This window comes from Alteraquisediminimonas sediminicola (assembly GCF_019740335.1).
Taxonomy (GTDB): Bacteria; Pseudomonadota; Alphaproteobacteria; order Sphingomonadales; family Sphingomonadaceae; genus Alteraquisediminimonas; species Alteraquisediminimonas sediminicola.
Genome location: NZ_JAHXZS010000003.1, coordinates 197,818 through 223,785, shown reverse-complemented (window position 1 = coordinate 223,785; position 25,968 = coordinate 197,818). Strand labels below are relative to the sequence as shown.

The following is a 25,968-nucleotide window of genomic DNA, read 5'->3' as shown; positions in this document are numbered from 1 at the left end:
ATGAATCCTGATTTCTGCTATGATACTGCGCGGCTGGGCGAAGTGCTTTGTGAAGGCATCGCTGAGGTGACGCGTGAGGAGATCTCGGATTTCCGGACGCTGATGGGCTATACCGATCCGCCAAAGGACCCGACAGTCGCCCCTACCAGCATCGGACTTATTTTCGGTCTGCGTCTGGGCTGGGAACATGCGATCTTCCCGCCCGGTGTCATCCGCACCGGAGATGAAGATGAATTCGGGGTGCCTGTCCGTGCGGGCGATACGCTGCGTACTCAATTCAGCATTGCGAACAAGTTCAAGGCCAAGGGCCGCCGTTTCATGAATTACGAGATGAGGACGCTGAACCAGCGACAGGAGCTGGTCTGTTCCATCCGATTTGTGGGGATGATCCCATGAGCGAAGCCTTGATGTCGAATGCCGGTGCCGCCGCCTCTTGTGAGGATGATCTGCCTGTCCGGCAGATCGCGATTACGCAGGCGCTGATCGATCGATATGCGGACATATCGCAGGATTTTAACCCAATACATGTCGATGTGGCGATGGCCGTCGGGACGCCGTTCGGCGGCACTATCGCCCATGGCTGCATCCCATTGGAGCCGGTGTTTCAGGCGATTCAGGCATGGCTCGGCACGGACTGCCTGCCAAGCGGATCGAAGATGCGCCTGCGGTATCGCGCGCCATCGCGGCCAGGTGACGTGATCACGTCTTCGGTCAAGTTGACTGCCGCCGCGCAGGGACAGCCCGATACGGTCAAGATACTCAGCTTTGCTTGTCACAATCAGGATGCGCGGCTGGTGATGGATGGAGAATGTGAGGTCCCGGTCTGAAGCCACCGCCGGATACGCGCACACGAAGGAGAGATACGGCCAATGACATATAAAAAAATTAGGCTGGATGTAGAGGGTAAGATTGCCAGGCTGGTACTGAACCGGCCTGAAAAGCTGAATGCGCTCGATCCACTGATGCTGGAAGAGCTGCTGGATGCGCTGCACAAGGTCGCCATCAATGACGATCTGAATGCGCTTTTTCTGCAAAGCACGGGACGGCTCTTTTCCGCAGGGGTCGATCTGGATACGCCATTCTTTATGGAGAATGTCGACGACCCGTCCGTATTCTCCGGCACTCGCCTTCTGAACTGGCAACATCGCGTCATATTGGCGCTTTACGAATTGCCGATCGTCACGATTTCGGCGCTCAATGGCACTGCCGTGGGCGGCGGTGGGCTGGGGCTCGCCATGGCCTGCGATTTGCGCATTTCGATCAGAAACGCGCAGTTCTGGATGGTGCCGATGATGCTCGACGTCATTCAGGATTTTGGCCTGAGCTGGCTCGTCCAGCGGCAGACCAGCCCGTCGCGCGCGCTGCAGATGGCCCTGTTGGGCAGCAAGGTCACTGCCGAACAGGCGCTGGACTGGGGGCTGGTCAACGAGGTGGTCGATGATGTCCCGGCGTTGGACGCGCGCATGGATGCCTTGGCTGCGCAACTCGATCCAATGGGGACCGATGCGTTGCGTATGCTCAAGCTGATATTGCGCAATGGCGAGCAGAGCCAGTTGCGCGACCAGCTCGGTGTCGAGGCGGTGGCCAACGGCCTCACCTTCCAGTCCCGCGAATTTAAGGACCGGAAAAGCGCTTATCTCTCTAAATTGCGGGGAAAGTAAACATCATGACGGGTACAATGCGCGCGCTTCGCCTGCGTGAAGTTGATGGGAAGATTGGGCTTCATCTGGATGATGATGTGCCAATGCCAACGCCTCGGCCAGATGAGGTGCTGCTGAAGGTGCGGGCTTGCGGTCTCAATCAGGTTGATCTGTTGACCCGCGATGGCCAGACGCCTGCCGCCATCCCGCTCCCCCATATTTCGGGGACGGAAGTCGCTGGCGACATTGTTGCGGTAGGCGCAGCGGTGACCGATTGGCAGATCGGGGATGCGGTGGTCGTCGATCCTATTCTGCATTGCGGCACCTGCAGTTTTTGCGAGCAGGGCGACACCAATATGTGTCTGAAGGGCCGGGTCTTCGGCGTCCAGACCTTTGGCGGTTATGCGGAATATGCCGCTGCACCAGCCAAGCAGCTCATCCGGAAGCCTGCTAATCTGAGCTATGCAGAGGCAGCGTCAATGGCGGTTACCGGTCCGACCGCTTACCATATGCTGCACCGCCGCGCGGGCATTCGGGCGGGGGAAGATGTCCTCATTATCGCCGCTGGTTCAGGCATTGGGGTGATTGGCTGCCAGCTTGCGGCACTGACTGGGGCGAGGGTCATCGCGACTGCGGGCAGTCAAGAGAAACTGGAGCAGGCGAAAGCGCTCGGTGCCGATTTCGTCGTCAATCACAGCAATGCAGACTGGGCCGACGAGGTGCGCCGCCTTACCGGTGGTCGCGGGGTCCATCTGGTATTTGAGCATGTGGGCGAGGCGACCTGGAATGGTAGCCTTCACGCTCTGGCACGCAAGGGCCGGCTGGTCACCTGCGGTGGCCATTCTGGCTTCATGGTCGGGATGAATCTGTGGCATCTGTTCGTCAAGGAACACAGCATTCTTGGCTCTTTCGCGGCGACGCGACAGGATTTCCTCGCTGTCATGAAGCTGGCGACAGAAGGCGCGATAAAGCCGTTGATCCAGCAGGTCTTTCCGCTCGACGGGATTATGGAAGCGCAGGCTCTACTCGAACGGCGGGCGGTTTTTGGCAAGCTGATGATCGATCCCACTTTGGTGTCGGGGGGTGGCGATGTTCGGTGATCTGTTACGTCGAGGCCCGGCATTGAGTCAGGAAGCCATCGTGTTGCTGATGGCGGTCCTGACCTTCAGTGTTTTCTCCGTATTGATCCCCGGTTTCCTTGCGCCTGCAAATATCGGCGCGTTGATGCAGAATGTGTCCGTGTTGGGCATCATCGCGACGGGTATGGCCATCACGATTATTGGGCGCGGCATCGATCTGTCTCTGGTCGCGACCGGCGCAATTGGCGTTGGTTGGCTCATCGTCCAGTTGAACGCCGGCGTGCCGCCACCTCTGGCATTCCTGACCGCGCTTGGCTTTTGCCTGTGCGTTGGCGTGTTCAACGGCCTTGTGATCGCCTATCTGGAAGTACCGCCGATTTTCACAACGCTTGCCATGGGCTCGATCGTCTATGGATTTGGGAAATATTTCCTGATCCCGGCGGATGTGAATTATTTCAGCGAGCAATGGAAGTGGTTGACCGACCTGGCAGTCGAGCGCCCGCTGGGCATCCCGGCGCCAGTCATTACCTTTGCAATCGTCGCACTGATGGCCCATCTGTTCCTGAAATATGTGACTGCCGGGCGCTTCATTTATGCCGCAGGGGACAATCCGACGACGGCAAGGATAACCGGTATTTCGATCCGCTGGCTGACGCTGTTCACCTATATGTTGTCGGCCATTTTTGCCCTGATTGGCGGTTTGCTGATGGCATTGGTTGTTGCGGGTATGAACACCCGGATCGCCTCCTCCAACATGGTCTATGACGTGATTTTGGTGGCAGTCCTCGGCGGTGTGGCGCTCAGCGGTGGCCGTGGCGGCGTCAAGAGCGTTGTGGTGGGGACGATCCTGATTGGGATCCTGCTCAACGGCATGACCATGCTCGATCTCGATTTCACGACCCAAAACATCATCAAGGCGGTGACGCTGCTGATGGCCCTCATCATCGATAGCTTTGTGAACCCGAAGGACGAACAGACGGGACGTCAAGGCGATATCTGAGAATTTGCCGGGGAGAGGCAGGAATTATGCGCACGAAAAAAGCAATGATTGGGATTGTGACGAGCGGGTTGCTGGCGATGCTGACTGCAGGGTGCGACAACAAGCCGGTCGCAACTGGACGCGCGCGGACGGGTAATCCCTATCCTGAATATTATCAGGCGCTGCACGGCAAGCGCGTCGGCTTCGTCCCCATCGCCATGGGCTTTGACCTGACCGAGGCATGGCTGGCCGGTATGCAGCGTCAGGCGCAGGATCTTGGATATGAGATCGTGGTGCGCGATCCGAACTGGAGCATCGAGACCGGGATTCAGGCGATTAACTCACTGATCGCCGAAAAGCCGGACATTATCGTCGTTCAGAATAATGATGGCCGATCATATCGTCGTGCCATTCAGCGTGCGATGACGATGGGGATCCCCGTTATTCAGGTGCAACAACGCGTTGATGCGCCGAGCAATTATTTCATCGGGCCGGATTTTTATGAGATTGGTTCGCTGTCCGCTACTGCGATGGTCAGCCAATGCAGCCGGCCCGGCGCCCCGTCTAAGAAAGTGGCGTTGCTACAGGGATCGCTGACCGGGCCAGCAAGCGTGAACGAGTTGCAGGGTATCAAGTCGGCTTTAAAGTCCCATCCCGAAATTCAGGTCGTCTCCAGTCAGTCGACGGAATGGGACGCGACCAAATCCTATCAGATCACCTCGACTGTGCTTAAGCAGCATCCGGACCTGTGTGGTATCATCGGATTTTGGGACGTGTCGGACGTTGGGACGTCGGGCGCCATTCGCGAAGCCGGGCTGCAAGGTAAGGTCGCGCTCATCACCTCTGGTGGCGGTAATCGCGAAGCTGCTTGCGACCGTATCCGTGCAGGCGAGTTTACGCGTTATTACAGCTATAATGTGCCGGGTGCGGCGCGCGATCTCAATACTGCGATCAAGACGCTCCTGCAGGCCGGTCCGTCACAGCCGATGAAATCGGTTACGCTGCTGAACCCCCTTATCGTCATTACCAAGGAGAGCATGGGTCCATCGTCTTGCTGGTCCCTTGGTGAGATCCGGCAGGTAGGGGGCTGAACCATGACCACATCTGCCGGTACAACCAGATCAAATCAGGATATTCGAAGCGGATGGGCTGATAGCTATGCCCACTGGCGTTATCGGTTGGTACCCGACCATATTGTGGGGGAAATCCTGTCGAAGAACTGGATCGACAACGCCATTCCAGTCCTGACGCTTGTCATTTCGCTCATTGCGTTCAGCAGCCTCATTCCCAATATGCTGTCCCTGTCGAGCGTCAGTGATATTTCACACACCAGCGGCGAATATTTACTGGTTGGGCTTGGCATGACGATCGTCGTGCTGGCTGGGGGGATCGACCTCAGCATCGGCTCGATCTTTGCGCTGAGCAACCTTTTGGTTCTGGCGTGCGGCGGTTTCCTCGGTCTGCCGTTGTGGCTGTCAATCCTGATCGCCATTGCCAGCGGCGGCATCATCGGTGCGGTCAATGGTCTCCTGATCGGTTTTCTGCGCCTGCGGGCCTTTTTGACAACCTTGGTCACGATGATCGTCGTGCGGGGCATCGTCGATACGCTTCAGCTTCGCTATTCTACGGAGTTGAGCAGTTTCGAGATTGGCTCGGCCACTTGGGATTTCGTCGCTTTTTACACGTTCAAGGGTATGTCGATCAGCTTCATCGTGGCGCTGTTTTTGACGGTCCTTGCCCATTTGTTCCTCACTCGGTTGCGGCTTGGCTGGCATATTCTGGCTGTTGGCGGGTCACGCCGGGCCGCGTTCAACGCTGGCATCGACGTGCGCCGCACGGTGTTCATCACCTATGTGTTGTCGGGCATGTTGGCGGCACTTGCAGGTGTCTTTTACGCGGCGCGGCTTTCGAGCCTTGGCAGCGACACGGGCGTCGGGCTGGAAATCGCGATCATCACCGCTGTGGTACTGGGTGGCACAGCGCTGGGCGGAGGCCGGGGGTCGGTGTTCAAGACGCTTTTGGGTGTCATCATCGTTGTCGTGATCACGAACAGCCTTGTGCGTTTGGGTCTGCGTAGCGGTGCTTCGCCGTTGGTGCTGGGTCTCATGCTGCTCACGGCAGTGGCGATCGATGTGCGCTGGTTGAAGAACCGGCACAAGGCGGCGCAGAAATCCTATGTCGCGCCGGTCTTCTTTGCCTTGCCCGCCATGCAGAGCTGTGCGCCGGGTACCGCGTCTCCTTATGCCATCAACACTGCATTGGGGGCGGCAGAGCCTATCGGCCTGGGCGATGTCGACGCACCGGAGGATGTTGTCCTTGACCGTGATGACAATCTTTATTGCGGTAGCCGCGATGGTGACGTGCTTCGCTTTTTCCCGCCGGATTATAAGCGGTATGAGGTCTTCGCACATATTGGTGGGTCGGTGCTGGGGCTGGCAATCGATCGCGCTGGCAATCTCCTCGCCTGTGTGGGCGGCATGGGCCTGTATCAGATCAGCCCCGACCGCGAGATCACCAAATTATCGGATGAGACGAACCGCAGCCTCTTGTCGGTGATCGACGACAGCCGCCTGCGGCTGGCAGATGACCTCGATATTGCGCCGGATGGTAAGGTCTATTTCAGCGAAGCAACAATACGATATGACATGCACGACTGGATCGTTGATGCCCTAGAAGGGCGTGGCAACGGTCGCATCATTCGCTACGATCCCAGCGACGGTAGTTCCCGTACCATCATCCGCAACCTGCAATTTCCCAACGGTATCTGCATGGCGATGGATGGCGAGTCCTTCTTGTTTGCCGAGACTTGGGGGTGCCGGATTAGTCGCCACTGGTTCGCCGGACCACGCAAGGGCAAGACCGAGTGCGTAATCCCCGACCTGCCTGGCTATCCCGACAACATCAACCTCGCCTCAGACGGGAATTTCTGGTGCGGCATGATCGGCATGCGGACGCCGGCGTTCGACCTTGCCCAAAGGATGCCCGGATTCCGTCGGCGGATGGTGATGCGCATCGCGCGCGACGAATGGCTCTATCCCAATATGAACACCGGAGGTGTCATCAAGTTCAACCTGCAAGGCGAGGTGCTGGGATCGCTGTGGGATCAGGAAGGGGAACGCCATCCTCAGGTGACTTCGATGCGGGAGCACAAAGGGTATCTCTACCTTGGCGGCATTTTCAATAATCGTATCGGCAGAATTCACCTGCCCGACGCCGATCCAGAATGGACTGGGCCTACTACTTATTGGGGAGAAAAGTCATGATCTCCTTCCTTCGGCAAGCACGTGACCGCTTTCTTGGGCGTGGAGAAGCTGCGGTGACAGTACCGCCCATGGACGGCACTCTGCGCCCTGATTCCAGCCTTGAGCGTGCGGCCATCGTCACACGCGCGGACCAGCCGGACAATCTGGTGAACTATGGCGGAGAATTGTTGTTTTCTGATGGAGGCGGACTGTTCCGTATGGAAGCGGCGGGGTTGAATTGCCGCCAGTTGCACCAATTCGAAGAACCAATCACTGCGATGGCGGTGAATGCTGCAGGCCTGCTTGCCATTGGCCTTGCGGGCGGTGCCATCTTGATGGGGTGCCCGGAACAGTGCGAGACGATGCAGCGTATCGTTCATACTGATCTTGATTGCCCGGTAGCGATGGCATTTGAACCGCAAGGTGACCTGATTGTGTGTCAGGGATCGTCGTTGAATGGGCCGGATGACTGGCAGCGAGACCTGATGGAGCGGCGGACCAGTGGCGCGCTTTGGCGGGTCCGTGGGGCTGATCATAAGGTTGAACGGATTGCGTCGGATTTGGCCTATCCTTTCGGCGTTTTGCCTATGGCGAAAGGGTTGGTGGTCAGCGAAGCCTGGCGACATCGCCTGTTGCTGATCGACCCTGCTGGCAAGCGTACGATATTACTGGATGATCTGCCCGGCTATCCGGCACGGCTGGTACCTGCGGGAACGGGATATTTGCTCTGCATTTTTGCGCCACGCAGCCAGTTGATTGAATTCGTTCTTCGGGAAAAGCGGTTTCGCGACCGCATGCTACATGAGGTGGAGCCGCAGCATTGGATTGCGCCGACGTTGACATCAGCCCGCAGCTATCTCGATCCCATGCAGGGTGGCGGGATGATCACGCATGGTCAGCTCAAGCCTTGGGCGCCAACGCGTTCTTATGGTCTAGTGATCCGCCTCGATGCGGCAATGCAGCCGGTCGCCAGCTATCATAGTCGTGCGGATGGTCGCTTTCACGGTGTGACCGCTTGTGTGGAAATCCAGGACGATCTGTTCATCGCCAGCAAGGGCGGTGGCGCTGTGCTGAAGCTCGCTGTCGAACGGTTACATAAAGGAGGGGATGTCGCATGATGACCCGCCAGACATCACCGCTGATTACATTGAAGGGCGTCAGTAAATCCTATCGCGGGAATCCGGCGCTCAAGGATGTGGATTTTGATATTGTAGAGGGTGAGGTGCATGCCCTGCTTGGCGAAAATGGCGCAGGCAAGTCCACCTTGATGAAGATTGTCGCGGGTGTGACCGAGGCCAGTAGCGGCGATATGGAATTGGATGGCGTACGCTGTTCCTTCGCAAGCCCTGCAGAGGCGCTCGCGAATGGCATTGTCATGGTGTTTCAGGAAACCAGCCTGGTGCCTTCTATGACGGTGTCGCAGAATTTATATTTAGGTAATGAAAAATTTTTCAATAGGTTGCGTGGAATTAACATCTCGGCGCAGCAGTTTCTGCAGTCGCTCAATTTCAATGTCGATCCTGCATTACCTGTGTCTGCGCTGGGTGCCGCACAAAAGCAAATGGTCGAGATTGCCCGCGCTGTTTTGCAAAATGCGCGGCTTATCATTTTCGACGAACCAACGGCTACATTGACGCCGGAGGAGAAGAAATTCTTCTTCGCACTGGTTGAACGGCTTAAAAAGCGCGGCGTTGCCATCGTCTTCATCTCGCATGCGCTGGAAGAGGCGCTTGCGATAGCCGACCGCATCACCGTACTGCGCGACGGGGAATTGGTCGTGACGGATCATGCATCGACATTCGACCGTGCGCGGATCGTGCGCTCAATGGTGGGGCGCACCCTGTCGGAGCAGCTTTACCAACATAATGGCGGGGTTCGCACGCCGGGGCCGCGCGTACTCAGCGTGCAGAACATGTCGATGGGGTCGATAGTTCGCAATACATCTTTCAACGTATATGCGGGGCAGATTACCGGCATTTTCGGCCTGATTGGATCGGGCCGTACCGAAGCGGCCAAGGTCGTGGCGGGGGTGATGAAACGCAACCTGTTCTTCGGGGGGGAGGTCCGGCTGGACGGAGAGCCCGTCAGTTATCGCCTGCCACGTCAGGCGATGCTCGACGGCATTGTGTATGTGACAGAAGACCGCAAGGTCGAGGGTTTTTTCGAAACCATGTCGATATCCGAAAATATCTACATGGGGGATTTGGCGCGTACCAGCGCCAAGTTCGTGAACCGTGCGGCGATGCGCGAACTTGCGAAAAATTGGCGCGAGCAACTCAATATTCGGTCAATCAATGATGACGCTAAGGTCATCGAGTTGTCGGGTGGCAATCAGCAGAAGGTCGTGATCGCCAAGTCGCTGGTGCAGAAGCCGAAGCTGATCATCTTCGACGAACCGACACGCGGTGTGGATGTCGGGGCGATCGCGGAGATCCATGAATTGATCCGTTCGCTTGCCGATACGGGCATGGCTGTCGTTCTCATCTCTTCATACCTGCCTGAAATTCTGTCCCTCTCCGACCGCATCCTTGTGACGCGCCAAGGGCGGGTGGTCGAGGAGTTCTCGCCGCACGAAGCAACGGAAGAAGTGCTCATGTATGCGGCGGTTCATTAATAAAAGGAGTAAGGAAATGGGTATTTTAAAAGATAAAGTAGCGATCATTACCGGTGGATCGTCAGGTATTGGCCGGGCGATGGCAGAGCGTTTCCATGCCGAAGGTGCGCGCGTGCTTTTGGTCGATATCAATGGCAAGCAGGATGCTGTTGCGGCTGAAATCGGCCCGAATGCATCGGGGTTTCAGGCGGACGTTACCAAGGCTGCGGATGTGAAGGCGATGGTGGATGCCGCTGTCGAACGCTTTGGTCGGCTGGATATTCTTCTTAATAACGCGGGGACAGACGGTGTTTCCGTTTCGATTACTGAATATCCCGAGGAAGAGTATGAGCGTGTTCTTGCAGTCAATGTAAGGTCTGTATTTCTTGGAATGAAATACGCGATCCCGGTGATGCGTAAAAATGGTGGTGGCGCGATCGTCAATACTGCGTCGACCGCCGGGGTGGTAGGTTTCGCTAATATGCCGGCCTATTGCGCATCGAAAGGCGCAGTTGTGCAGTTGACCCGGTCTGCGGCGATGGAATGCGCCCATGAAGGGATTAGGATTAATGCGGTATGCCCTGGGCCAATCCGCACCGATATGACCGCCAATATTCCGGCGGACATCATGAAAGCCGTCGTCGGTCGGACGCCCATGGCGCGATACGGCGAGCCAGATGAAATCGCCAAGGTTGCGTTGTTTCTCGCAAGTGATCTTGGATCGTTCGTGACTGGTGCAGTCATGTTGGCAGATGGTGGACTAACTGCACAGTAAAACAGAATAATTATTCGTGGCTTGTGCGTTTAATCTATAGTGGGAGGACAAGATGAATAGTATTAATATTAATTCATTCCGAAATTTTCTGATGGTCAGTGTCGCGGGAGCGGTTTTTGTAACCAGCCCTGCTATTGCGCAGACGGCGAAAAGTGAAGGCGGACTAGAAGAGATAGTTGTGACGGCGCGCAAGCGCGTTGAGAATTTGCAGGATCTTGGTGGTTCGATCAGTGCGTTGTCGGGCGGAGATCTTCTGAAGCGATTTGATTCTGACGTTCGTGATTTTGCGAGCGCTTCACCGAACGTTATTATTGACGATGTGCAGCAAGGTCCTGGTGGGGTTGCGGCCATTTATATTCGCGGGATCGGCGTGGCGGATGTCGAGAAGTCGGTTGATCCGGCTGTGGGCGTCGTGTTCGATGACATTTATCTTGGCCAGAGTGCAGGCAGCCTGATGAAGGCGATCGACCTTGACCGGGTGGAAGTGCTGCGTGGGCCTCAGGGTACGCTGTTCGGTCGTAACGCGACCGGCGGTGTGATCAGCCTGTCTCGCTCGCGGCCGACACAGGAGCTGACGGGCAAGGCGCGCCTGACCTATGAGCGCTTCCATACGATCAAAGCGGAAGGTGTTGTTTCCTTCGGCGTCACCGAGAATGTCGCGGTGAAGTTCACGGGCGCTTATGAATCAACCGATGGCTATATGTACAACCGTACACAGCACCGTCGCGGTCAGAAGTCGGACTTTGGCGCGTTGGGTACGCAGGTGTTGTTCACGCCGACGGATGCGCTGGAGTTGAGTGTCAGCTACGATTATCAGAAAACGCGTCAGGACGCGCCGGTATCGCTGGCCGTCTTGCGGCCTACGGATTATTTCTGCACGGGTTTCGGCCAGTGTTCGCCAGCGCCGGGGGTGCCGACATCCGGCGACCGTTACACCAGCCTTGGGAATGGTCCGATTAACAAGGATGCGTTCTTCGAGATGAACATGGCGATTGGTAAAGCCAAATATGATCTCGGCAACGACTATGAAGTTCAGTATATTCTTGGCTATCTCAAGACCAAGGAGGGTGCGACCCAGGATTGGGACGGCACACCTTTGACGCTCTACCAAACCGATCGTCCGGCGCGTTGGCGTCAGACGACCAATGAAGTGCGGTTGAGCAAGGGTGGCACGGGACCGCTTACCTTTGTGCTCGGCGGCTATCTTTGGGACTCGCGTTATACGATTAACCTCAAAAACTATATCGGCCTGGCAGCTACACCGCTGCTGACGAGTTCGCAGGAAGTCACGCAGTCGACGAAATCCTATGCGGGATATTTTGAAGGCGATTATCGTATCACCGATAAGCTCAAGCTGACGGTCGGCGCGCGTTACACGCATGACCGCAAGACAAGCATCGTCAATGACGGCGCGATCAATATCTATGGCACGACCGAGGAGGTCGATCCCATCTTGACGATCCAGCCAAGCCTGGCTGGGGGTAGCATTCTGATGGCGGCACCCGTCAAGGCAAGCTGGTCGAAATTTACGCCCAAGGTCAGCTTGAGCTATAATTGGACGTCCGATGTGATGACCTATGCGTTGTGGTCGCGTGGTTATCGTGGGGGCGGCTTCAACGGTCGTCCGGCCACGCTGAGCGCGGCGACCATTCCCTATAATCCCGAGACGCTCGACAATTATGAACTCGGTTTCAAGAGCGAGTTTCTTGATCGCCGTCTGCGTCTCAATGGCGCCGTGTACATGATGAAGTACAAGGATATGCAGCAGGATCTCGACGTGCCAGCGCCGGGTTCTTCGACGGGGCGTGAAAACCGGACGATCAATGCTGCCAAGGCGGATCTGAAGGGCTTCGAACTCGACCTGACTGCCAAGCCTTTCGATGCACTGACACTGAACGGCAATGTCGGTTATCTGGATGCGAAGTATAAGAGCTTCTTCGGTGACATCTACAGCACCGGCACGGCGATCGATGCGAGCTTCCTGAAAATCCGTCGCGCGCCCAAGTGGACGTGGAATATCGGTGCGACATATGAACAGGATGTCGGGCCGGGTACGTTCTGGATCAGTGGCTCCGTCCATTATATGGGGGCACATGAAGTGACCTTCCTGAACAACCCCAATATCAAAAATGGCGGTCAATATCTGGCCGATGCCTCGATCAGCTATCGTGTGAACAAGACCACCGTCAGCGTCTTTGGCAAGAACCTCGCCAATGAAGATGGGTGGTCGGTCGGGTATGACGTCCAGGGCGTCTGGAGCTACGCCGCACCGCGTCCGCCACGGACTTGGGGCGTCGCTGTCACGCAGACCTTCTGAGAGAGGTCGTGACTAAATAATGTGTCGTGCGGCTTTGGTCGCACGACACATTTCCCCCGATAATCATTTGATCGAGAATTACATGGCGAACAATTATGATCTCGTAATTCTTGGCTCTGGCCCGGGCGGTTATGTGGCGGCGATCCGTGCGGCGCAATTGGGGCTGAAAACCGCGATTGTGGAGCGCGAGAGCCTCGGCGGCATCTGCCTCAACTGGGGCTGCATCCCGACCAAGGCGCTGCTGCGCTCGTCGGAGATTTACCACTACATGCAGCAGGCCGAGAAATATGGCCTCTCGGTGGAAAAGCCGGGGTTCGATCTGGCCAAGGTCGTCGCCCGCTCGCGCGGTGTCGCCAAGCAGCTCAATCAGGGCGTGACCGGCCTGATGAAGAAGAACAAGATCACTGTCTATTTCGGCGATGGCAAATTGACCGGCAAGGACACGCTGGCCGTCACCAAGGACGGGCAGGTGACCAATGTCACGGCCAAGCACATCATCATCGCCACGGGTGCGCGCGCGCGCGATCTGCCGTTCGCCAAGGCGGATGGGGAACGCATCTGGACCTATCGCCATGCGATGACCCCGCCGGAAATGCCGACCAAGCTGTTGGTGATCGGCTCGGGTGCCATCGGGATCGAGTTTGCGAGCTTCTATAACGACATGGGCGCGGCTGTGACCGTGGTCGAAATGCTCGACCGGATTATGCCGGTGGAAGATGCGGATGTGAGCGAGTTCATGCTCAAGGCATTGACCAAGCAGGGTATGGATATTCGGCCTTCAACGGGCGTGCAGGCGATCAAGACCGATGCCAAGGGCGTCACCGCCGAGATCAAGGGCGCGGACGGCAAGATTACCTCGGAAGAGTTCAGTCATGTCATCGTCGCGGTGGGGATTGTCCCGAATACCGAGGCGATCGGGCTGGAGGCGCTCAATATCACGACGGATCGTGGCCATCTCGTCACCGACGCATTCTGCCGCACCAATGTGCCGGGCGTCTATGCGATTGGCGATGTGACCGGCGCGCCGTGGCTGGCGCATAAGGCGAGCCATGAAGGCGTGATCGCGGCGGAGCATATCGCGCAAGCGCTGGGCAAGGACGCGCATCCGCATGCGATGGACAAGGCGAACATCCCGGGCTGCACCTATTGCCACCCACAGGTCGCCTCTGTTGGCATGACCGAGGCCAAGGCCAAGGAAGCGGGCCACAAGGTCAAGGTCGGCAAATTCCCGTTCATCGGCAATGGCAAGGCGATTGCGCTGGGCGAAGCCGAAGGGTTTGTAAAAACCGTGTTTGATGAGGCTACCGGCGAATTGCTCGGCGCGCATATGGTGGGCGCGGAAGTGACGGAGCTGATTCAGGGCTATGTCGTCGGGCGCACGCTAGAGACGACCGAGGTTGAGCTGATGCAGACGGTGTTCGCGCATCCGACGATCAGCGAAGCGATGCACGAAAGCGTGCTCGCGGCTTATGGCCGGGCGATACATATTTAAGGTGTGTCTTGGTGTTGGCAGTGATCCAACTGCCCTTTGGCGTAAATTGACAGTGGGTGACATTTGAGGGAGTCAAATCATGACTGAGTTCCCGCCGATACCTGTAAATGATACAGTATTAGTTATTACGCATATGCAGAATGACTTCGCCCATAGGGATGGTCGAGGTGCCGAAATTGCATTTCGATATCTGGATGAATCGGGGACCCTCAAACGGATAAAATCTGTTTTGCAGGCCTGTCGGCATGCCGGAATACCAGTGATATTTCATAATGAGACATTCAGGCCAGGACACCCGGAACTCAGGGAGCGTCGACAAGGCTATTGTCGTGGCACTGCGCGCGTTTTGGGCGTGGTTGAGGGCAACATGGCTGTTCGGGGTGAATGGGGAAGCGAGGTCATCGATGAACTGAAGCCCGATCTGACCCGCGAAGAATATGTCGTACACAATGCAAAAGTGGACCCTTTTACTTGCAGTGAGTTTGAAGTAATTCTCCGTAATATAGGAAGGAATATATTAATTATAGTCGGTCTTGCTTGTGATTTTGGCATACAAATGACGGCAAGAAGCGGGAATGAAAGAGAATATGGAATATGCGTGTTGTCGGACTGCGTAGATAGATTTTTAGGTGATTATAGCGAGCGGACATTGACAGATTTACTGCCAATATATGGCCGGGTTTCAACATCTGATATTATAATTGAAGAGATTTCTGCGGGATAACGAAAAATATACATAAATTGAGGAGAATGCCATGATTGATAATGATATTGCTGTCGGCGCAGGGCGTATTGATAGGCCCGCTAATGTGCCTGATGATCGGGTAATCGATTTCAATCTCTATCAGCTTTCCGGAAATGGGCAGAATTTTGATGAGCCTTGGGCGAGACTATATGAGGCTGGTCGAGATCATCTGGGTCTATTGTGGACGCCCCACAATGAAGGCCATTGGATCGCAGCCAATGGGAAGCTCGTGGCCGATGTCCTGTCGAACGCTGAATATTTCTCCAATCGTGTTACATTCGTCCCCAAATCGACGGGAGAGGCGCATCATATGCTGCCTACCAACGTCGACGTACCAGAGCATCGGAATTATCGACGTCTGTTGAACAATGGCCTTTCGCCGCGTGCCGTTCGTAATTTGCATGGAACGATTAGAGAGATATGCGGCGAGTTGATTGAGACGTTTATCGCTGACGGTCGATGCGATTTCATGACGCAATATGCCGCACATTTACCGATCCGGGCGTTTATGGGTTTGGTGCAACTCCCGATTGCCGATGCCCCTATGCTTAAAGCGTGCTCTGATGCGATCGTCCGCGCCAGCGACGGCACCAGCTATGCCGCCACTCGAAAGCAGCTCGAAGATTATCTGAGGCCGTTCATCGAGGCGCGTCTCGGCAAGGATGGCGATGATATGCTATCCGATATTATCAACGGAAAGATTGATGGCAGAGCGCTTACTTGGGATGAAATGTTCAAGTTCTGTATTCAAATTCTTATTGGAGGGCTTGACACGGTCATCAACCAACTGGGTTTCATGTTCCTGTTTCTCGCGCGCAATCCAGAGCATCGCCGCCAGCTTGTCGAGAATCCCTCGTTGATCCCTGGTGCTGTGGAGGAAATAGTCCGACGCTACTCGATTGCGAATACATCGCGCGAAGTCAGAACGGATTGCGAATATGCCGGTGTGCAGCTCAAACGGGGGGATATGGTGCTTGCTGCGACACCTGTTGTTGGATTTGACGAAGCATTTACAGATCATGCTAGGTCGGTCGATTTCTCACGTCGGTCCGATTTCCAAGTTGGTTTTGGTAAGGGCAACCACATCTGCCCCGGCGCAAATCTGGCGCGTGCCGAACTCTCCATTACGCTGGAGGAGTGGCTCAAGAGAATACCGGATTTCTCACTCGCTAATGATGATGACCTCGTTTTCGGTGGAGGGGTCGTGATCACTGTCGCCAGTCTCCCGCTTGTCTGGAATACATAGAGTGGTTTCAAAACGGATAATGGGGACGTAATAGACGGGAACCGACGTCATGATACAGTGAACACCTGCGGAGGGACAGGCAGCCTTATCGAACTATCACCTGCCCTCCGAATAGATATCAAACCTTTGGGCCGTCTGGATGCAGTCGGCTGAGAGCGGCGTTCATGCAGCAGTTCCCAGATCGCGCCGCTGCGTTATCAGGACCTTTCCGGAGCACCGAGGGCGTGCAGCGGCGCTTCGTGCGGACTGAAATCGTTACTCCGGCAGCCGTACAAATCCTGCATTGCTGGCAGTTCGGGCATTTTCTTCGGTAAGCCAGATGATGCGGTCGGACCCAATAGTAAGACTGTTTCCATTCATGCAAATGAACTGGTTGATACCAGCTGGCGCACGCATCCTGACCGTGCAGTGATGATGAAAGGCTTCCTGCTTCTCCGCCTCCTGGCGTATGTAATGCCACAGCCCTCCGGGATTTCCCTCATCCCGAAACCATGCGAGCGCTTGCGAGGTCTGACCGGCCCCCACTGAGTGGTCCGAGTTGATTGTTAGTGCATTTGCGCCTTGAAGTGCTTGGGTTTGGTGGTCCAGATCCAGCGTTAGCTTCCGGCTTGGCCTGCCCCGATCGGGGCAGGCCAAGTTGCTTGCCCGGCAAGATATTCGTCCGGGGTCAGATTGCCAAGAGCCATGTGAGGACGGCTCTCATTATAGTCCCGCCTCCAGACCTCAATCAGGCGCTTGGCCTCCGGGATCGATTCAAACCAATGCAGGTTCAGGCATTCATCCCGGAATGAGCCATTGAACGTCTCGATATAGGCATTATCCGTGGGTTTTCCCGGACGGCTGAAGTCGATCCTGACACCATGATGGTATGCCCAAAGATCAACCAGCCGTCGTCGGAGCAGCCGGACGCATGATTTCGGTCGTCAGAAGACACCCCACTTGTATTGCTAAATGCGCATAATTCAGGTGCTGTTGCGGTGGCAGTTCTCGGGGCAAGCTCCAGTGCCAGATGCGAATGGCCCGCAGCGCTTGCAAGATCAGAAGCGGTCCTGTCGTCCGATGCGGTCAGAGAATTATCAGCACCCTCGTTCATAAGCAGGGAGCAAATATCGCCACGACCGGCAGTGGCAGCTAGCATGAGTGGCGTGAGGCCTCGGCTGTCGCGACCATTGACCGGCGCTCCGCGTCTAATGTGGAGCAGCACAGAGGATGTTGCGCCCTTGATGAGCGCCAAGCGGAACAGGGGCTGCACAAATTCAGCGGTCCGCGTGCGCGGCGCATTTCCTACTGTCTGCGCTGCCATTGACCTACTCAAATTATCTTCGACCTCTGGAATCAGCCCCACACTCACGCCTCAGCATTGCAGGTAAATTCTTTACACCAAATGATGGTTTGTAAGTAATTTATATTTTTCATCGTCAGTAAACTTGGAATCAGCATTGGCTCTGTCTGAAACTTTGAACGAGAAGCGTTGCCGGCACAAGATGATTGATCTGGGAAACAAGCTAAACACGAAATGAGTTCATTTTTAAGGATGACGATCTAGCGGGACATTTGGTTTGATCACTGTAGTCGGTCCCGGGTCAATTCTTAGCAGCAGTCAACAGCCGAGGGTGAGTGTCCCGCAGCGATTGCGCCAGCGTCATAACTGGCCTCAGATCTTGTATCTGCCCCTGCGGTGCGGTCGCGTGACTTTAGCTCTGGACGGTCCCGGCCGACCAGTCCGTGGCCAGACCTTCGACTGGGCCAAGCTCACCCGTCAGTACCAATGGCCTTATGAAACAAGGATGGTCTGGCATCGAGATATTCTCACAGGAGAAAATCCGGCAGCGGTGGCAGCGGCGGGCGCTTGCCACGCACAGACGCTTTGGGTCTGCCCGAGCTCGTGTATTCCTTGGCAAGCTGTCTCCACCGCCAGAACAGATATTCCAGCACCTGGGTCAGTGTATCGACCTGATCGTCGTAGCGGCTGTTAGGGAAGGCCCGCAATTCCATGAGGAAGGTATCGAGGCCGTCTAGTGCTGCCGGTATCCATACCCGACCTTCCTCGATCTGCCCTGTTTGTGCGATGAGCCGTTCGGCCTTGTCCAGTTGCCTGATGCCATTGGGTGGCCAGGCGACAGGCTGGAAGGGCCCCTCGCGGGTTAATTGTTGCCAGAGGGGCAGGCCATTGCTCGATCTCTCGATGATCACGTGATCTGCATTCCAGACGTGATGCTGCGAGATTACCGCGCGCTTGAGGCCGGGATAATCAACCCGGGCCCGCCAGATATGGAGCAGGAAGAGCCTATCCGCCAACATGCCCCAGGTGGTGCATACCGACCAGTCTGCGGTTGGCAGTTCACTGGCTGCGGGATCCCAGCTTTGGATGACCCGGTCGAACCGCTCACGGGGAATCGGTTGCTCGAACCGGCGGAACTGATCCATCTTGAGCAGATTGCCTGCCGGGGCAACCGGGTTCTGCATGTACTGGGCTTCATATGCCTGCGGCCCGAGATTGAGCCGTTCCTCGTCGAGCACGTCCTTCGGAAACCGGACCGGATCCAGCAGATCGCCGCGTTTGCGGTGATGGTGGATGCCTTCGCCAATTGCGATGTCCTCTTCCTTTCCGGCAAAAGCAGGCAGGCTGAGACAGTCATAGCCCTTGGTCAGCAGATAGGCCGGGAGATCGTCTTCGCTGATCCGTTGCTGGATGGAAAGGATCGAACTGGTTCGCTTGTCATTGCGGCGCGTCGACAGGGTGGAGGAGAACCAGCGCTTGACGGTTGCCTGCATGACATCGCTGGTCTCATCTTCTGCCTTCATGCAGTCGTCGAGCAGGATGAAATCGGCGCCACGGCCTGTGACCGGTCCGCCGACCGTCGCGCATATGCAATAGCCGCCATCCGTGGTGTTGAGGTCGCCGTCCCGGTTGCCGCGATCAGCAAGCTGTGTGCGCGGAAATAATTGACGGTACCAGTCGCTGTCCATGATCTGGCGACGCTTGATGGCATGATCCCGCGCAAGGGTGCCGCCATAGGTCGCCACCATGATCCTGGCGGACGGGTTCCGCCCAAGCAACCAGCAGGGAAATACGACCGCCACCGTGAAGGACTTGAGCGTTCGCGGCTGGATCCAGATCATGGATCGCCTGAGTTCGCCTTTCGCCACCCGCTCGAGCCAGTGGCACATCGCCTGGATATACCAGCTTGGTTCAAGGGGCGGCGCGCCCGGGTGATGCATCGCAAACGCAAACATCAACATTGGCAGCAGCCGCTGGCGAGCGAGCGCGGCGGCGACCTCAGACCTAGCGACCATCGCCACTCTCCTTCTGTGCGGATTGCGACCGTTTGAGCAGTTCTTCCTCGAACCACTGGAGGATCAGGTGATCTGTCTCGTCGTTGGTGCTGCTGGCGTTGGGTGCCGTGTCGGGGCCTTCCTCGGGAATAGCCCAACGCGCGAGCTGGAGCATGTTCACTCGGGCGCGCCATTCGCCCTTGAAGGCCAGCTCCATCTCCTTCAGCAGCAAGGCATGGTACAGCGAGATCTTCTGCGGGCCCTTGGCCGTGCGGATGGTGGTCATTTCGCTGAGTATCTTGCGGACTAGCGGTTTCATGCCTTTGGCGCCCTTGGGACGCCCGTTGGGGTTCCGGGTCTCGCCCGGTTTCATGCTGCCACGGTTTGGCTGCCGTTTCTTTTTCCCGCCGTTGTCGGTATCGACGACAAGGCGGGGGGAGGGAGCGGATACCCCATCGTCAGCGGGCATGTTGCGGATACGGGTCCTCACGCGGACTGGCGGCATGGAAAGGAAGTCAGTCATCATTGTTGCCCTTCGTTAAGGTCGAAGCTTGTGCAGGAAGTCCCGCCGGGGTCGCGGACAGGGAAGCCCGCACGCGCTGGCGCACGGGTGGTTTGATGATATTTGTCGTCTCTGCTTGATCGAGGCACTCGGCTTCGATCGTGGTGAAGGTGCGTCCGCTTTGCTCATGGATGGCCTGCTGGCCGGTGAACTTCTCCCAGCGACGGATCACGGTATCCACATAGAGCGGGTCGAGTTCCATCCCGCGCGCGATGCGGCCTGTCCGCTCGGCTGCCAGCACGGTGGTGCCGGATCCGAGGAAGCTGTCCAGAACGATGTCACCGATATCGGTCACGTCCCGGATCGCCTCGGCGATCAGCTGTACGGGCTTGCTGGTCGGATGGCTGGTCAGGGCCTCCATCCGTTCCGGGCCAAAACTGTTCTGCCCTGCCATATGCCAGACATTGGTGCGGTAGCGGCCATGGCGTCCGAGATTGACGCGATCCCGGATCGGGGCGCCGGGCTTCCGGAATACGACCACCAATTCGTGGGCGCTGCGCCAGGGGGAGCCCATGCCGCCATTGGTCTTTGACCAGACGCAGATATTGATCAATTCCAGCCCTTCGGCAATGCCAGCGGCAATGACCTTCTCCACGCCGCGCCAGTCGATGAAGATCTCGATCACCGCGCCCGGGACGGCATGGGCGACATTGCAGTGGATCTGGGTGGCGAGAAATTCCCGGAACTGGGGATCCGACATCTCGCCGCTGGCCATCACGAACTCGCGATGCTTGATGGTGCCGGACCCGGAAATATAGCTTATTTTACAATTCCATGGCGGATCCTGGACGATCAGGCGTACTTTTTCTCCTTTGAGCAGGACGGTATACGCGACCGGATTCAGTGCAGAACTGCACAGCACCCTGTGGCGACCAAGCAGCCACAAATCGCCGATACGCGAGACCGCGCGCGTGCCTTCTGCGGGGATGTCATCGGCAGCATCAGGTGCGTCATCCAGATTTCCGGGTGCACTGGCATGGGCATCGAACATGATGTCGATCACCGGCATGTTCCAGCCCAGCACCTCGATGTTGAAATCGAGATCGATGCTGGTCAGATGCTGGAGCTCGATGGTCACGATCTGCTCGTCCCAGCCGGCAAGCTCTGCCAGGCGATTGTCAGCCAGCCGATAGGCGCGCAATTCATCCGGGCTCAGGCCTTCGATACGCAGGCAGGGGGCATGGGTCAGGCCGAGTCGTTTGGCAGCTTTCAATCGCCCTTCGCCCGCAACGATCACATTGTGCCTGTCGATGAGTACGGGATTGATCCAGCCGAATGCCTGCATCGAGCGAGCAATGGTATCGATCTGCTTGTCGTTATGGGTGCGAGCCTGGCGGTCATACGACTTGAGTTGGTCGATCGGCAGTTGCATCAACTGGCTGATTGTCTTGCCGGGGCCAAGGGCAGCTTTCACTGCCGCGAGTTCGCGGCGCTTCTGGTCTTCTGGTGATAGTTTCATCATCAACTCCAATGTCGGGCGATGACAAAAACAGCGGGGGAGAGGTGGAGGCGAGGCAGCACAACTCACCCGCCGCTTCGTCAGCGGCGTGGTGTTGGCTCGATGGTATCGGTGCTGCCTAAAGAATGCCCCGCTTGAGCCAGTTAGTCTTATGGCACAGCTTTGGATTTAACTCAAGATGCTGATTCAGATGTATAATCCTTCGTCAAACGGTATGGGTCGGACCTTACCCGGCAGCCTGACCATGGTCAGGTGGAAGCTGTTCTGGCCTGAAATTGTCAGTTTCAATTTCATGGAAATATGAAGATTTCAGCCATTTCTCAGAGGGATAAATGCAATCTGTGTCGCAGTCGACGTACCAGATATCGCGTAGAGCCTGTTATTTGGCCCTAAAACAGCTACCGGTCCGAGGAGACCGGTTCGGTCTGGACTGCGCCGCGCACCAAACATTCCGCGTTTTGAGAGACGCCGGGATATTCCACATATACCCTGAAAATAGTCCGCATTATGGGTCGCTTGCGCGGGCCTGCATCTGCCCACCGCTTTGTGGAGACCATTTGGGCCGAGGTTCGTGCGCAGATATGGCGCGATATCTCCAAAGGCCAAGATGGTACGCCCGAGATTTCTGGGTAGCTCTGGAACAAGAAACGGGGCCGAAGCCCCGTACTGTTTCCGTTGGGTTAGTTGGTTCAGCCGAACCCGAACATCTTGTGCTGACTCTCCCAATCAAGCGGGATCCTGCTCGTCTCGACCAGTTGCTTGCGGGTGAGGGTTGGGGGATGCTCTCCATCCATGATGGCCTTGATGATGGACGGTGCCAGATAGCTGGTGCGGATTAGATCAGCGAGATGCTCGCGACTGCAACCGATGTGTGTGGCGACTTCATCGAATGAACCACCGGCTTCCAACTCCTGCCTTGCCGTGAATGCCTGCGCGATCAGTTTGAGCAATATCGGGTTACGCGGTCGATTGGCTTCATCAATGACCGGCGGGATGTGAATGCGGACTTGTTTGTCAGATCGGACAAAGCCGATCTTGCTGGCGATCGTGATGGGCGCGGTTTCCCCCAGCGCCGAATCAATGGTCGAGACATTGAGTTGGATGTCGAGACTGGCTTGGCTGATCTGAATGCGCTGAATCACAGATAGGAGCGCCTCGCGCACATTTGCCGGAACTTGATCCTCCAGCAATTGCCGGATTTGACCGGCGTTCCTGTTCATGCGGGTAATAACATCGCCCGATAGATCGCCACTGGCCATGCGCTGATGCATGGCATCGTGGATGGCTTGCTTGACCTTGGCACACACCAATGTCTCGATGTCATTGGCGCTGATCCGCCAACATGGTTCACCTGAGGCTTCTGCCCCGTCATTCTGCGAGACATAATAACGATACTGCCGGCCCTTTTTGACGGCATGGCTTGGTGACAGCCGACGCCCATGTCCATCGACCATCAGTCCCGCAAGAAGACTTGGTTCAACGGCATTGCTCCCCAGTCGTCGATCCACCCTCGCTGTCTTCAGTTGCAACTGCACCTGATCGAAGAGGTCTGCGTCGATAATGCCCGCATGCTGGCCGGGATAGCATTGGCCTTTGTGGACCACCTCCCCGAGATATAGCCGGTTCTGCAACATGGCATATAAGGCGCCACGGCTGATGGAGTTCTGGCCATAGGCGCGACCGTGGCGATTGATCCTTGCTTTGCTCCTGATGCCGGCTGCATCAAGCTCCACCATTAGCGCCTTGCCAGAACCCAAGGCCGCATAGCGCTCAAAGATATGGCGGACAGTGTCAGCTTCAGTCGGATTGATGGTCAGCTTGCGATCATCCAGATCATAGCCAAGTGGCACCTGACCACCCATCCACATGCCCTTGGCCTTGGACGCGGCAATCTTGTCGCGGATACGTTCGCCGGTCACCTCGCGTTCGATCTGCGCGAAGGACAGCAGCACATTCAGGGTCAGGCGCCCCATGCTGGTGGTCGTATTGAAGGACTGGGTGACAGACACGAAGCTGGCGTCCGCGTCATCAAGCACATCCACAATCCGGGCAAAGTCCGACAGGCTGCGCGTGAGCCGGTCGACCTTGTAGACCACGATCACATCAATCCGCTTGGCAGCCACTTCGGCAAGGACGGCCTTCAGGGCAGGGCGATCCATGTTGCCGCCGGAATACCCACCGTCATCATAAAGGTCAGGGACCAGTGTCCAACCCTCATGACGCTGGCTCAGTATATAGGCAGCACAGGCTTCACGCTGGGCATCAAGGCTGTTGAAGTCCTGCTCCAATCCTTCTTCCGTGGATTTGCGGGTATAGATGGCACAGCGGATGGACTTGGGTGTTGAACACCCCTTGGCATTACGCATGAGCGACCTCCACCATCTTGCGTTTGATCAGCCCGAAGAAGCGAGGGCCGGACCATTTGGCGCCTGTGATCCCGGCAGCGATCTGGCTCAGGGAAGTGTAGTTCTGATCACGGTAGAGATAGCCAGTCTCCAGCACCACCACATGGTGGCTTTCACCGCCCCAGCCACGCACCAGCCGGGTGCCGGGCTTGATCCGGCTGGGCTGCGCTGCCTCCACCGCACCCGTTCGGGCATAATGTCGGCACAGTCGACCAAGCTCCCGTACAGTACCAGAAGGCATGCCGCCCTTGGCGCGCTCCTGCAGCCGGTGCGCGATGCCGCGTCGGAGCAGGTCGTTAGTCATGGCTGGTGCCGGCACCTTATGGAGACGCAGCCATTCGGCGCGGAGCAGCATCGTCGACAATGTCGTGAGTGCTGCCAGTTGTTCGTCCAGCGTGCTCATAACCGGGCCGCCGTGATCTGATAGGCAGTCACCCCATCGCGCATATATTTGCTGATGGGATGACCCTTTTTGCGCAGGCCGCTCAGGGCCGCACGCGTCGTGTGTTGCAGCCAGCCGGTGACCTCCGCCAGCTCGGTCAAGGTCGCGCCGCAGTCGCGGTGCAGCAGATCAATTACTCCATCGATCTTGGTGGGGGCTTTGAGTGTCGTCATGGGTGGCCTCCTTGGCAAGGAAGCGGCACCTCACCGCTTCCAACACCCAATGCCCTGTAAGGATAGACCTTCAGGGCGCGCGGCCCCACTCCATGGCCCGCGATTCACGTTCACACCAATGCTCGAACTGACAGCGAAGTCGAGTGGAAACTTGAGGGGTTTGGTATTGGATCGGCACATTTGTCAGGTCATCTGGCAAGCCGCTGAACAGTTGCAGGGGTCAGCAAGGCTCCCAGAAGTGCAAGCGCCGCCGCCACGTAAAAGAAAGCATTGCTCGCAGTTCCATTATGGCGGATCAGGAAAGCCGCCATCATCGCACCAGCAGTTTGTCCCGCGAGCCGCGATACGGCGAGCATACCTGCAGCCGCTCCACTGCGCTCACGTGGCGCTGCCCCGATCATTTTCCGATTGTTGGGCGCCTGAAACAAACCAAAGCCGGCGCCGCACAAAAAGCCGCACATGATCAGTGTGGCACGCAAGGGCAGAAAAGCAGGCAGCACGGCAAAGGCAATGAACCCGGCCGCAGAAAGGCACAGGCCAGCACCGCCAATCAAGGCGTGGCTGGCATGATCGGATAATCGACCTGCCAATGGTGCAAGCAAGGCAAGGCCAAGCGGGATGGGTGTCATGATCAAACCCGTTTCCCATGGAGACAATCTGAAGTTCAGATGAAGGTAGAATGGCAAGGAAACCATTACGATCATCTGTGCGGCGAAAGTACACAAGGACGCGGCATATGCATTTCGCAGGACCGGCATGCGGGTCAGGTCGATGGGGATGAGCGGCTGATCCTGCTGGTTGGCACGTCCTATGGCGATGGCGCCTGCAGTCAGGAAGAGCACAACGCCAGCGAGGCTCCATGGCCCAACGCCATGTTGCGCTGTGACGGACATGCCCAGGAACAGTCCACTGAGAGACAATGCGCTCAACGCGGCGGAGCGTAGGTCAAATAGTCGCCACCGACCGCGCGCATCCGGGAGGCAGCGATAGCCGGCTGCTAACGCCAACAGCCCGAACAGCAAGTTGATGCCAAATAGCCAGCGCCACGATACCAACGATAGTACTGTTCCTGCTACCATCGGTGCCACAGTCGCCGAAATGGCAATCACCACCGCATTGTAACCCATGGCGCGCCCCAGATGCCCGGCAGGAAAGGTGAAGCGAACCAAGGCGCCGTTTACGCTCATGATCGCGGCTGCACCGAGGCCCTGGACAAACCGCGCCACCACAAGTGCCGGCAGATGATCGGAAAGGGCGCATTTGGCGGACGCCATGATGAAGATGAACAACCCCAGCAAATATACTGGTCGATAGCCGGCAATCTCACCGATGGCGGCAAATATGAACAATGTCATTACGATCGCCAACTGATAGCTGTTCACGATCCATATCGAGGCAATCGGACTTGTGCCGAGATCGCGAGCGATGACAGGCAACGCCACGTTCGCAATGGAGCTGTCCAGGACCGTCATGGCCATTGCCAGCCAGATCGCAATTGCGGCCCAGTGGCGTCGAGGTGCCGGAAGCCCATTGACCGAATTGG

General features: G+C 56.9%; 21 protein-coding genes and 2 pseudogenes. 14 read left to right on the top strand and 9 right to left on the bottom strand.

The genetic code is table 11. The features are described from left to right. The 14 genes from K6117_RS09010 (at window position 1) to K6117_RS08945 (ending at window position 16,108) form a co-directional block, all read left to right on the top strand. Window positions 1–396, top strand: coding sequence for a MaoC family dehydratase (locus tag K6117_RS09010; protein WP_221794126.1), 396 nt, complete (start codon window positions 1–3; stop codon window positions 394–396). Continuing rightward, on the top strand, window positions 393–827 hold the full coding sequence (locus tag K6117_RS09005) for a MaoC family dehydratase (RefSeq protein ID WP_221794124.1): 435 nt from the start codon (window positions 393–395) through the stop codon (window positions 825–827). Before K6117_RS09010 ends, K6117_RS09005 begins: the two co-directional genes overlap by 4 nt. 42 nt (window positions 828–869) lie before the next feature. Further along, window positions 870–1,661: an enoyl-CoA hydratase/isomerase family protein gene (locus K6117_RS09000; RefSeq protein ID WP_221794121.1), complete on the top strand. Its 792-nt coding sequence runs from the start codon at window positions 870–872 to the stop codon at window positions 1,659–1,661. 5 nt (window positions 1,662–1,666) lie between these two features. Then, window positions 1,667–2,740, top strand: a complete 1,074-nt coding sequence (locus tag K6117_RS08995) for a zinc-binding dehydrogenase (protein WP_221794119.1) — start codon at window positions 1,667–1,669, stop codon at window positions 2,738–2,740. Beyond that, entirely contained in the window at window positions 2,730–3,719 is a 990-nt protein-coding gene (locus K6117_RS08990) for an ABC transporter permease (RefSeq protein WP_221794117.1), read from the top strand. The genes K6117_RS08995 and K6117_RS08990 overlap by 11 nt, the downstream gene beginning before the upstream one ends. Before the next feature lie 44 nt (window positions 3,720–3,763). Next, the gene (locus K6117_RS08985) at window positions 3,764–4,789 is read left to right on the top strand and encodes a sugar ABC transporter substrate-binding protein (RefSeq protein ID WP_221794115.1); all 1,026 of its coding nucleotides are present in this window, start codon (window positions 3,764–3,766) and stop codon (window positions 4,787–4,789) included. A gap of 3 nt (window positions 4,790–4,792) precedes the next feature. Beyond that, window positions 4,793–6,961 carry an ABC transporter permease gene (locus tag K6117_RS08980; protein WP_221794114.1) on the top strand — a complete coding sequence of 723 codons (2,169 nt, stop codon included), beginning with the start codon at window positions 4,793–4,795 and terminating at the stop codon, window positions 6,959–6,961. A 53-nt stretch (window positions 6,962–7,014) separates the two neighbouring features. Beyond that, window positions 7,015–8,058 carry an SMP-30/gluconolactonase/LRE family protein gene (locus tag K6117_RS08975; RefSeq protein ID WP_221794112.1) on the top strand — a complete coding sequence of 348 codons (1,044 nt, stop codon included), beginning with the start codon at window positions 7,015–7,017 and terminating at the stop codon, window positions 8,056–8,058. After that, window positions 8,055–9,554: a sugar ABC transporter ATP-binding protein gene (locus K6117_RS08970; RefSeq protein ID WP_221794110.1), complete on the top strand. Its 1,500-nt coding sequence runs from the start codon at window positions 8,055–8,057 to the stop codon at window positions 9,552–9,554. Before K6117_RS08975 ends, K6117_RS08970 begins: the two co-directional genes overlap by 4 nt. A gap of 16 nt (window positions 9,555–9,570) precedes the next feature. After that, window positions 9,571–10,308, top strand: coding sequence for an SDR family NAD(P)-dependent oxidoreductase (locus K6117_RS08965; protein ID WP_221794108.1), 738 nt, complete (start codon window positions 9,571–9,573; stop codon window positions 10,306–10,308). A gap of 178 nt (window positions 10,309–10,486) precedes the next feature. After that, the gene (locus K6117_RS08960) at window positions 10,487–12,625 is read left to right on the top strand and encodes a TonB-dependent receptor (protein ID WP_221794106.1); all 2,139 of its coding nucleotides are present in this window, start codon (window positions 10,487–10,489) and stop codon (window positions 12,623–12,625) included. 82 nt (window positions 12,626–12,707) lie between these two features. Then, a complete protein-coding gene (gene lpdA / locus K6117_RS08955; RefSeq protein ID WP_221794104.1) occupies window positions 12,708–14,117 on the top strand; it encodes a dihydrolipoyl dehydrogenase in 1,410 nt (469 codons plus the stop codon). Between the two features lie 79 nt (window positions 14,118–14,196). Further along, window positions 14,197–14,841, top strand: a complete 645-nt coding sequence (locus K6117_RS08950; RefSeq protein ID WP_221794102.1) for a cysteine hydrolase family protein — start codon at window positions 14,197–14,199, stop codon at window positions 14,839–14,841. A 31-nt stretch (window positions 14,842–14,872) separates the two neighbouring features. After that, window positions 14,873–16,108, top strand: a complete 1,236-nt coding sequence (locus K6117_RS08945) for a cytochrome P450 (protein ID WP_221794101.1) — start codon at window positions 14,873–14,875, stop codon at window positions 16,106–16,108. A 596-nt stretch (window positions 16,109–16,704) separates the two neighbouring features. On the opposite strand, the pseudogene K6117_RS08940 reads toward K6117_RS08945, so the two are convergent. The 9 genes and pseudogenes from K6117_RS08940 to K6117_RS08905 all read right to left on the bottom strand — a co-directional run. Further along, window positions 16,705–16,998, bottom strand: a pseudogene (locus K6117_RS08940) (integrase core domain-containing protein); the annotation flags it as partial. Between the two features lie 113 nt (window positions 16,999–17,111). Continuing rightward, a pseudogene (locus K6117_RS14640) lies at window positions 17,112–17,411 on the bottom strand (ankyrin repeat domain-containing protein); the annotation flags it as partial. A gap of 506 nt (window positions 17,412–17,917) precedes the next feature. Continuing rightward, on the bottom strand, window positions 17,918–19,405 hold the full coding sequence (gene terL / locus K6117_RS08935; RefSeq protein ID WP_221794099.1) for a phage terminase large subunit: 1,488 nt from the start codon (window positions 19,403–19,405) through the stop codon (window positions 17,918–17,920). Beyond that, window positions 19,395–19,910 (bottom strand): DUF5681 domain-containing protein, encoded by a 516-nt coding sequence (locus tag K6117_RS08930; RefSeq protein ID WP_221794097.1) that lies wholly within the window; start codon window positions 19,908–19,910, stop codon window positions 19,395–19,397. The genes terL and K6117_RS08930 overlap by 11 nt, the downstream gene beginning before the upstream one ends. Further along, on the bottom strand, window positions 19,900–21,408 hold the full coding sequence (locus K6117_RS08925; RefSeq protein ID WP_221794095.1) for a site-specific DNA-methyltransferase: 1,509 nt from the start codon (window positions 21,406–21,408) through the stop codon (window positions 19,900–19,902). Before K6117_RS08925 ends, K6117_RS08930 begins: the two co-directional genes overlap by 11 nt. Window positions 21,409–22,094: 686 nt before the next feature. Further along, on the bottom strand, window positions 22,095–23,771 hold the full coding sequence (locus K6117_RS08920; RefSeq protein WP_221794093.1) for a recombinase family protein: 1,677 nt from the start codon (window positions 23,769–23,771) through the stop codon (window positions 22,095–22,097). After that, window positions 23,764–24,213 carry a DUF2924 domain-containing protein gene (locus tag K6117_RS08915; RefSeq protein WP_221794092.1) on the bottom strand — a complete coding sequence of 150 codons (450 nt, stop codon included), beginning with the start codon at window positions 24,211–24,213 and terminating at the stop codon, window positions 23,764–23,766. The genes K6117_RS08920 and K6117_RS08915 overlap by 8 nt, the downstream gene beginning before the upstream one ends. Then, window positions 24,210–24,425 (bottom strand): DUF3489 domain-containing protein, encoded by a 216-nt coding sequence (locus K6117_RS08910; RefSeq protein ID WP_221794090.1) that lies wholly within the window; start codon window positions 24,423–24,425, stop codon window positions 24,210–24,212. Before K6117_RS08910 ends, K6117_RS08915 begins: the two co-directional genes overlap by 4 nt. 188 nt (window positions 24,426–24,613) lie before the next feature. After that, entirely contained in the window at window positions 24,614–25,903 is a 1,290-nt protein-coding gene (locus K6117_RS08905) for an MFS transporter (RefSeq protein WP_221794088.1), read from the bottom strand. Window positions 25,904–25,968: the final 65 nt, after the last annotated feature.

Excerpts from the sequence above, each read along its gene's own strand:
- K6117_RS08970 (WP_221794110.1), top strand. The coding sequence starts at position 8,055 with ATGATGACCCGCCAGACATCACCGCTGATTACATTGAAGGGCGTCAGT.
- K6117_RS08920 (WP_221794093.1), bottom strand. The coding sequence starts at position 23,771 with ATGCGTAATGCCAAGGGGTGTTCAACACCCAAGTCCATCCGCTGTGCC.
- K6117_RS08910 (WP_221794090.1), bottom strand. The coding sequence starts at position 24,425 with ATGACGACACTCAAAGCCCCCACCAAGATCGATGGAGTAATTGATCTG.
- K6117_RS08990 (WP_221794117.1), top strand. The coding sequence starts at position 2,730 with ATGTTCGGTGATCTGTTACGTCGAGGCCCGGCATTGAGTCAGGAAGCC.
- K6117_RS08950 (WP_221794102.1), top strand. The coding sequence starts at position 14,197 with ATGACTGAGTTCCCGCCGATACCTGTAAATGATACAGTATTAGTTATT.
- K6117_RS09000 (WP_221794121.1), top strand. The coding sequence starts at position 870 with ATGACATATAAAAAAATTAGGCTGGATGTAGAGGGTAAGATTGCCAGG.
- K6117_RS08915 (WP_221794092.1), bottom strand. The coding sequence starts at position 24,213 with ATGAGCACGCTGGACGAACAACTGGCAGCACTCACGACATTGTCGACG.
- K6117_RS08925 (WP_221794095.1), bottom strand. The coding sequence starts at position 21,408 with ATGATGAAACTATCACCAGAAGACCAGAAGCGCCGCGAACTCGCGGCA.
- K6117_RS08905 (WP_221794088.1), bottom strand. The coding sequence starts at position 25,903 with ATGGCCATGACGGTCCTGGACAGCTCCATTGCGAACGTGGCGTTGCCT.
- K6117_RS08945 (WP_221794101.1), top strand. The coding sequence starts at position 14,873 with ATGATTGATAATGATATTGCTGTCGGCGCAGGGCGTATTGATAGGCCC.
- K6117_RS08985 (WP_221794115.1), top strand. The coding sequence starts at position 3,764 with ATGATTGGGATTGTGACGAGCGGGTTGCTGGCGATGCTGACTGCAGGG.
- terL (WP_221794099.1), bottom strand. The coding sequence starts at position 19,405 with ATGGTCGCTAGGTCTGAGGTCGCCGCCGCGCTCGCTCGCCAGCGGCTG.
- K6117_RS09005 (WP_221794124.1), top strand. The coding sequence starts at position 393 with ATGAGCGAAGCCTTGATGTCGAATGCCGGTGCCGCCGCCTCTTGTGAG.
- K6117_RS09010 (WP_221794126.1), top strand. The coding sequence starts at position 1 with ATGAATCCTGATTTCTGCTATGATACTGCGCGGCTGGGCGAAGTGCTT.
- lpdA (WP_221794104.1), top strand. The coding sequence starts at position 12,708 with ATGGCGAACAATTATGATCTCGTAATTCTTGGCTCTGGCCCGGGCGGT.
- K6117_RS08930 (WP_221794097.1), bottom strand. The coding sequence starts at position 19,910 with ATGATGACTGACTTCCTTTCCATGCCGCCAGTCCGCGTGAGGACCCGT.
- K6117_RS08965 (WP_221794108.1), top strand. The coding sequence starts at position 9,571 with ATGGGTATTTTAAAAGATAAAGTAGCGATCATTACCGGTGGATCGTCA.
- K6117_RS08995 (WP_221794119.1), top strand. The coding sequence starts at position 1,667 with ATGACGGGTACAATGCGCGCGCTTCGCCTGCGTGAAGTTGATGGGAAG.
- K6117_RS08980 (WP_221794114.1), top strand. The coding sequence starts at position 4,793 with ATGACCACATCTGCCGGTACAACCAGATCAAATCAGGATATTCGAAGC.